Source organism: Faecalibacterium sp. DFI.5.82 (assembly GCF_029076575.1).
GTDB lineage: Bacteria > Bacillota > Clostridia > Oscillospirales > Ruminococcaceae > Faecalibacterium > Faecalibacterium duncaniae.
Genome location: NZ_JARFIS010000007.1, coordinates 150224 through 156711, shown reverse-complemented (window position 1 = coordinate 156711; position 6488 = coordinate 150224). Strand labels below are relative to the sequence as shown.

General features: G+C 46.5%; 6 protein-coding genes and 1 pseudogene. 4 read left to right on the top strand and 3 right to left on the bottom strand.

Translation table 11 applies throughout. The features are described from left to right. Together P0G09_RS10220 and P0G09_RS10215 are read right to left on the bottom strand one after the other, a co-directional pair. Positions 1 to 320 (bottom strand): annotated as a pseudogene (locus tag P0G09_RS10220) (hypothetical protein); the annotation flags it as partial. A gap of 25 nt (positions 321 to 345) precedes the next feature. Next, the gene (locus P0G09_RS10215; protein WP_275252599.1) at positions 346 to 1947 is read right to left on the bottom strand and encodes an ATP-binding cassette domain-containing protein; all 1602 of its coding nucleotides are present in this window, start codon (positions 1945 to 1947) and stop codon (positions 346 to 348) included. A 324-nt stretch (positions 1948 to 2271) separates the two neighbouring features. Here P0G09_RS10215 and P0G09_RS10210 point away from each other — a divergent pair, with 324 nt between their 5' ends. Then, positions 2272 to 3183 carry a helix-turn-helix transcriptional regulator gene (locus P0G09_RS10210; RefSeq protein WP_156069652.1) on the top strand — a complete coding sequence of 304 codons (912 nt, stop codon included), beginning with the start codon at positions 2272 to 2274 and terminating at the stop codon, positions 3181 to 3183. Positions 3184 to 3186: 3 nt separating this feature from the next. On the opposite strand, the gene P0G09_RS10205 is transcribed toward P0G09_RS10210, so the two are convergent. After that, positions 3187 to 3390: a hypothetical protein gene (locus tag P0G09_RS10205; RefSeq protein ID WP_275252598.1), complete on the bottom strand. Its 204-nt coding sequence runs from the start codon at positions 3388 to 3390 to the stop codon at positions 3187 to 3189. 426 nt (positions 3391 to 3816) lie between these two features. Between P0G09_RS10205 and P0G09_RS10200 the strand changes: the two genes are divergently transcribed. The 3 genes from P0G09_RS10200 to P0G09_RS10190 all read left to right on the top strand — a co-directional run bounded on the left by P0G09_RS10200 (position 3817) and on the right by P0G09_RS10190 (position 6437). Beyond that, a complete protein-coding gene (locus P0G09_RS10200; RefSeq protein ID WP_275252597.1) occupies positions 3817 to 4584 on the top strand; it encodes an alpha/beta hydrolase in 768 nt (255 codons plus the stop codon). A gap of 101 nt (positions 4585 to 4685) precedes the next feature. After that, positions 4686 to 5549, top strand: a complete 864-nt coding sequence (locus tag P0G09_RS10195) for an MBL fold metallo-hydrolase (RefSeq protein WP_275252596.1) — start codon at positions 4686 to 4688, stop codon at positions 5547 to 5549. 90 nt (positions 5550 to 5639) lie between these two features. After that, entirely contained in the window at positions 5640 to 6437 is a 798-nt protein-coding gene (locus P0G09_RS10190) for an alpha/beta hydrolase (RefSeq protein WP_275252595.1), read from the top strand. The last annotated feature ends 51 nt before the right edge of the window (positions 6438 to 6488 follow it).

Here is a 6488-nt window from a genome sequence, read left to right as displayed (position 1 = left end):
CCCAACACCTTGACGGTGCGGACATGGGACTTGATGCTTCCTCGGCCTAGCCGGGTACTCCGTAACCAATCCTGACAGGCAGTTGCCGTGTCATTTTTCGAAAACTGTTTTACGGATACCCAGCAGTCGGGAACGCTCTGTTTTTCTTTACTAGTGGCGTGATGAGCCTGTTCCGCCTGCCATGTAGCAAACTCCCGCTGGCCTTCCTCGCTGTTCCAGCAGGCAAGGATGGCTGGGTAGAATGCCCGTGCCAGACGGTCAATGACTTCATCGGGATAAGGGGAAGTGTTTGTGGACTTTTTCTTTTTGTTCAAACGCACGCTCCTTTGACGATCCGTAGACAGCTTAATGTGATTGTACCTGATGCATTATTCCTTTACGAATCTCGTAAGTTCTATCTGCTACGGCATCATAGTAGGCATTGTGACTGATAACGAGAATTAACTTTTTTTCCTTGAGCTTTAACAAGTGATTGATCAGGCTATGTTCAGTTTTTTCGTCAAGGTTGCTTCCGGGTTCATCCAGCAAGATGCAAGAAGAGTTACCCAAAAGGGTACGTGCTAGATAAATCTTTTGCTTTTCGCCCAAAGAAAGATTCTCAGGCTTGATAGTCACCTGCTTGTCAGCGGGAGGCAGCTGAAGAACAGTTTCAAGTTCTTGATACTGTGTATTGGAAATCTTTCGTCCACAAACAATGTTTTCTCGGACTGTACCTGGAAAAATGAAGTTAGGATAGAAAAGATAACTTGGTTTTGATTGGTCGCAGTTAAATCTTCCGTTTTCGTTGAAACGGAGATGCTTTGCGTCCGGGGCAAACACACCAGAAATTATATTGAACAGAGATGACTTGCCGCAGCCATTCTCTCCATGGATTAGCACCAAACCTTTCCCGTGGACAGTAAAGTCGTTCACATGGAAAAGCGCCTCACTCTCCGATCGCATCAGGTCGATATTATGAACCTCGATTTTTGGAGGGGCTACAGTTTCTGTATTCTTTTGCTGATCTGGCATGGCAAGAAAGTCTGCCACACGATCAAAGGATGGCTTCTGGCTGATAATCTGGGCATGAAGTTGAGAAATTTCTGACAGAGGATTGAACAGGTAGGCAATTATCTGAATAGAGAATAACAACTGACCGATGGTCATGTTTTGCAACACCACTTGGTTTCCTCCAATGATTAAAATAAGCAGAGGTGCCAATGTGGTGACAAAAAGAGGGAATTCTTGCACGATCAGCAGAAGAAAGTGTTGACGATTGCGAGCATCAAGATATGACTTCAGCGCCTCATTATAGCGGTTCTGCATATAATTTTCGACCTTGTTTAGAGTAATGCTAACCTTGCCGTTGAGAATTACATCAAATTCCTGAAACCATAAATCTCCAGCTTCCCTCTCCTTGGCTACCAGTCTTTCCAGTTCGCTTTTGTTAAGAAAACTGGGAACCATGTAGAGCGGAATCAAAATGATTGCCGTCAGTGCAACAGATGGGCTGGCATAGAAAAGCAGAAGTCCAATGATGATCATTACTTTAACTAAGTTTGCAGGTACTGTGACCAAATAGCTACTTACAGTATATATCGCACTGACATCGTTAGCCATATTTTGAATACGGGCTTTGTTCTGGCTTTCATAGGCAGGGATATTGCTACTCAAAATCTTTTGCGCCAGATGTTGGCGGTAATTACCCGCCATGCGATCTGCATTCATCTGAGAATTATAGTTGACGAAATAAAACTGGTAAAAATGAATTAAAAAAACACAAACAATGATTCCCAAAATCCACGAGGTTGGCATATGAGTGCCTGAGGTAATCCAGACATCTGTAAGATACAGAGTTAGGCCAGCAGGCAACAAGGCAAGCAAAAAGCCCACCAAGTCAAAAATGATTCGCATAACCAGCTGAGACCAAGTAATGTAGATTCCACGTTTTTCAAGATATTGTTTCATTTGAAGTCTCCTCTCCCTGACTTTGTAGTTGCTTCCATGTAGAGCTTCTTGATATATTTGTCAAGAAAGTATTTCTCAGGGATGCAAAACTTCTTCTGGTTCAGACGACAATAGGTGTTCGGCTCTACTCAACGGTTTGCTTCTTTTATGTTAAGCCGTGAGTTTTGCGGTGTCTACATCTTATCACAGTAAAAACCGGTTGACCATATCGTCTGGTGTAATAAATAATTTCATAAGACGACAAGTCAACGAGAGAAGTGCTTGCGTGATGACATAAGGCATACTATAATAATATATAATATTGATTCTTTGAGGTACTGAAGAATGCAGAACTATAGGCTTGGTGATTATATCCGCCAGCGACGGCAGGAGTTGAATTTGACGCAGGAGCAAGTCTGTGCAGGCATTTGCGAGCCTGTTACTCTCTCCAGATTTGAAAATGGAAGGCAGACCCCCAGTCGTACAAGAATCAATGCTATTCTACAACGCCTTGGCTTGCCAGATGATCGGTATTATGCACTTGTAACACCAGAGGAGCTGGAAATTGAGGCATTGAAAAAGGAAATCGTGGCATGCAATGCGCTGAAACACGTTAATGAAGGCTTTGATAAAATCAGTCAGCTTGAAAAAATTGTAAAGCCAGATGATCAAATTACACAGCAATTTATTCTCCGATCAAAGGTTCTTCTTGGTGGGCTGGATAAAAGGTATTCAAGTGACGAGCGAATCCAAATGCTTATGCAAGCTATTCAAATGACTATACCAAATTTTCGACTGAGTAAAATTGAAGACTATCTTTACACGTTGGACGAAATGAAGCTAGTCAATCAAATTGGAAATGCTTATTCCTTGGCTGGTGATAATGAAAAAGCAGCCGATATTTTTTATCGGTTGCTTCAGTATATGAGACGCCATCTCCAAGAAATGGTCACATCAAACAGGATGCTTCCTTTGGTTCTCTACAATTTTGCCAGATCTCTGGACTTGTTGGAAAGATATGAAGAAAGCGCAAGAGTTGCAAGAAATGGAAAAGAAGCTTGCATTAAATATGGACATTATCAAGTACTTCACTCTTGCCTGGAAATCGAAGCTGAGTGTGATTTCTTCCTTGGCAAAAAAGAAGAGAGTGCAGAGCGATATCGTGAGGCCTTTTACATTTGCAAAGTTATGAGATACGAGGATGACTTGCAGATTATTCGTAATGAGGCCCAAAAATATCTGGACATTATTTTCTAAATGTTAAGTAATATCGTCCTGTGGTGTAGCGGCATCTGCTGGTGTAGTGGGGTGTTCTGGTTCACTACTAGAACTGCTTTCAGATGAATCGGCCAAATCAGATGAGGAAGGTTCGAGTTCAGTCGGTGAATGAATAGCAATGGGTGTCCCTAGTAAAACTGCTGTACAGAAAACAATGGAGGCCAAAAGCGAGAAGAATTTTTTCATAGTGAAAGACGTCCTTTCTTCTATCATACGACGTGTGATATAAAAAGACCATATCGTCTTGTGCAAGAAAAAATTACATGAAATGACAGGTTCGTCCTTTACCTATAAACGTCTCCAGGGGCAGCACTCCAACGTTGGAACGGTGTTTTTTGCGGTGGGCTTCAGCGTGATGATGGTGCTGGATGTGGCACTGGGGTGACGGTTGGGGGTTCCCGAAAGCGAAATCTCTTTCGGAATCTCCGAAAATGACTAAACTCCTTGACAGAGGAGACGGCAGGGCGTATTATTTTGGCAGAAGGACCGCTGAGAAGCGGCTTTTTATAAGACTGAAAGTTAGCTTTACCTAACTCAAAACTCTGCCCTATACGAAGAAATATATCTCTTCTATTTACAGGTGGACAATAAATAGAGAAGGAACGTATCACGATGAAAATCTACACATTTGGTGCAGAGGATGCCCCGGTGCTGTTGCTGCTGCCGGGCACCTGTTGCCATTGGAAAAGCAATTTCGGTGCGGTGATCCCGCTTCTGGCTGACAGCTTCCGGGTGCTGTGCGTCAGCTACGATGGTTTTGATGAGACTGAACAGACTGAATTTCCCACCATGCTGGAGGAGACCGAAAAAATCGAGGCCTACCTCAAGACCCACTGCGGCGGTCACATCCGGGCGGCCTACGGCTGCTCTCTGGGCGGTTCCTTCGTGGGGCTGCTGGCGGCGCGGCAGAACATCCACATGGACTACGGCATTCTGGGCAGCTCCGATCTGGATCAGGCATCGCCGCTGACGGCAAGCTTGCAGACGGATTTTCTGCTGCCATTGATCTACCCTGTGGTGCGGGACGGAAAGTTTAAGGCAAAATTTCTCCAAAAGCGTCTGGATAAGCGTGCCAGAGAGTCGAGGGATTATGTCAGAGCCTTTCTGAAAATGTTCGGTGAGGCCCGCCCTTATGTGACCATGCAGAGCTGTAAAAATCAGTTCTATTCCGATCTTATCACTCCGCTGCCGGATAAGATCCATGTACCCGGTACCGAGATCCATATTTTTTACGCCCTGAAAATGGGCGCAAAATATCGTGCCCGGTATCAGCAGCATTTTGCACATCCTGTTCTCCATGAGCAGAACTTGCAGCACGAGGAACTGCTGGCCTGTCACCCGGAGCAGTGGGCGCATCTGGTAAAAAGCATTGCATTGTGAACGGTAAAACGTATCTGGAGCAAGCAGGATTTTGTAAGATCCAGAACCACAAAAATAAAAAGGGCTGGCTGTGCGTCACAGCACAGAAATGAGGTGTGATCATGTCGAAAAAAGCAACGGAATTTCAGAGAAAAGCAATGAGCCGGATGTACCGGGGCAAGGAAATCTTCAAGCCTTTGAACACCGGCTGGATCGATGAAAATGTCGCCTGTGTGCGGGAGTGGGTGGCAAATATCTTCTTCTACCGCAAGGGCGATACCACCATTATGATCGATGCCGGATACAACTATGACCGGCTGGCAGAGAAGATGAACTGGCTGGGAATCGACCCGCATTCCATCCGGCACATCCTCATCACCCATCAGGACACCGACCATGTAGGTGCGGTGGAAGCAGACAGTCCGGGGCTGTTCCAGAATGCGAAGCTGTACATTGGCGAGATCGAGAACCGATATTTGACCGGAGAAGCACGCCGCAAGGTCATTTATCATCTCTATAAGCTGCCGCAGGTGACGATCAACAATGAAAAAGTGCTGCTGCACGATGGTGAGGTCTTTGATATTGACGGCATCAGGATCGAGTGTTTTCTCGTTCCCGGTCATACATGGGGGCACATGGTATACCTTGTGGACGGGAAATATCTCTTTACCGGCGATACCCTCTGGTTCGGTGCGGACGGCGGATACAGTTTTATTTCTTCGCTGGCAGAGGATAACAAGCTGGCGGTGAAGTCTTTGACTTTGCTGGAGAAAAAGCTGAGAAAACGTGGGCTGCATCCGCTGTTCATTACCGGTCACACAGGTTGGACGGACAACATGGAGTTTGCCTTTGCGCACAAAAATGAGCTGTGCTCGCCTTTCAAGAAAAGAGCCCACGACCCCAATGCGCTTTACGATGCCTATGATGAATCCGATGATACTGAGGAAAACTCAAAAAGCGGGTACTTGAAGGGCGTGGGAAGATAAGGAAGTGCAGGCGGCGCACCGGCATTCTTTGGCGCGATGACGGAGCGTAATCCGAAAAAATAATGCTGCAAAAACCAAGGGGCGGATGGTATGAGAACTTTGGAATATGGAAAAGAACATGAAAAGACGCTGCTGTTTCTGCCGTGCACGGCGGAGCCGGAGTGGGCGTTCGCCGACTCGGTTGGCCTGCTTTCGCAGGATTACCATGTGATTCAGATCGTCTATGACGGTCACGGCGAAACGGGAGAAGACTTTATCTCTGTGGAGACGACAGTAGACGAGGTAACAGATTGGCTGCAAGCGCGCGGCATTACCCACTTGAACGCGGCATATGGCTGTTCTCTGGGCGGTGCGTGTCTGACACGCTTTCTCGCCTTGGGAAAAATCCCGGTCGAGCGCGCCGTTATTGATGCAGGCATTACGCCGTATCGGATGCCGCTGATTTTGCGCCGTCTCGCCTGCCTGCGTGACAATCTTGGTTTCAGGCTCATAGCGAAGAGCCGCAAGGTCCTTGAGACGGTCTATCCGCCAGAGCGCTGGACGATGCCGGGGCGCGATCCAGTGAAGGAGTATGATGCGCTGGCGGCGTATCTGAAAACCTATTCAAACCGCACCGTCCGCAACATTTTCTGGTCGGCGAACAATTATACTCTGCCGACGAAGCCGGCTGAAATGGGCTGCCAAATCACATATTGGTACGGCGAAGAGGAAAAGCAGGCGCGACACAGCAATATCTGCTTTATAAAGCAATATTTTCCACGGGCGCAACTGCATGAAATTCCGAAGATGGATCACGCGGAGCTTGTGATGATGTATCCGCAGGATTTTTATCGGAGAATCATGGAGTTCCTGACACACACATCGGCAGCTCAAAACAAAAGAAGCTGAAAGAAAGGAAAAATCAGAATGCTCTATCCGCAGCTTTTTGGATTCAACGGA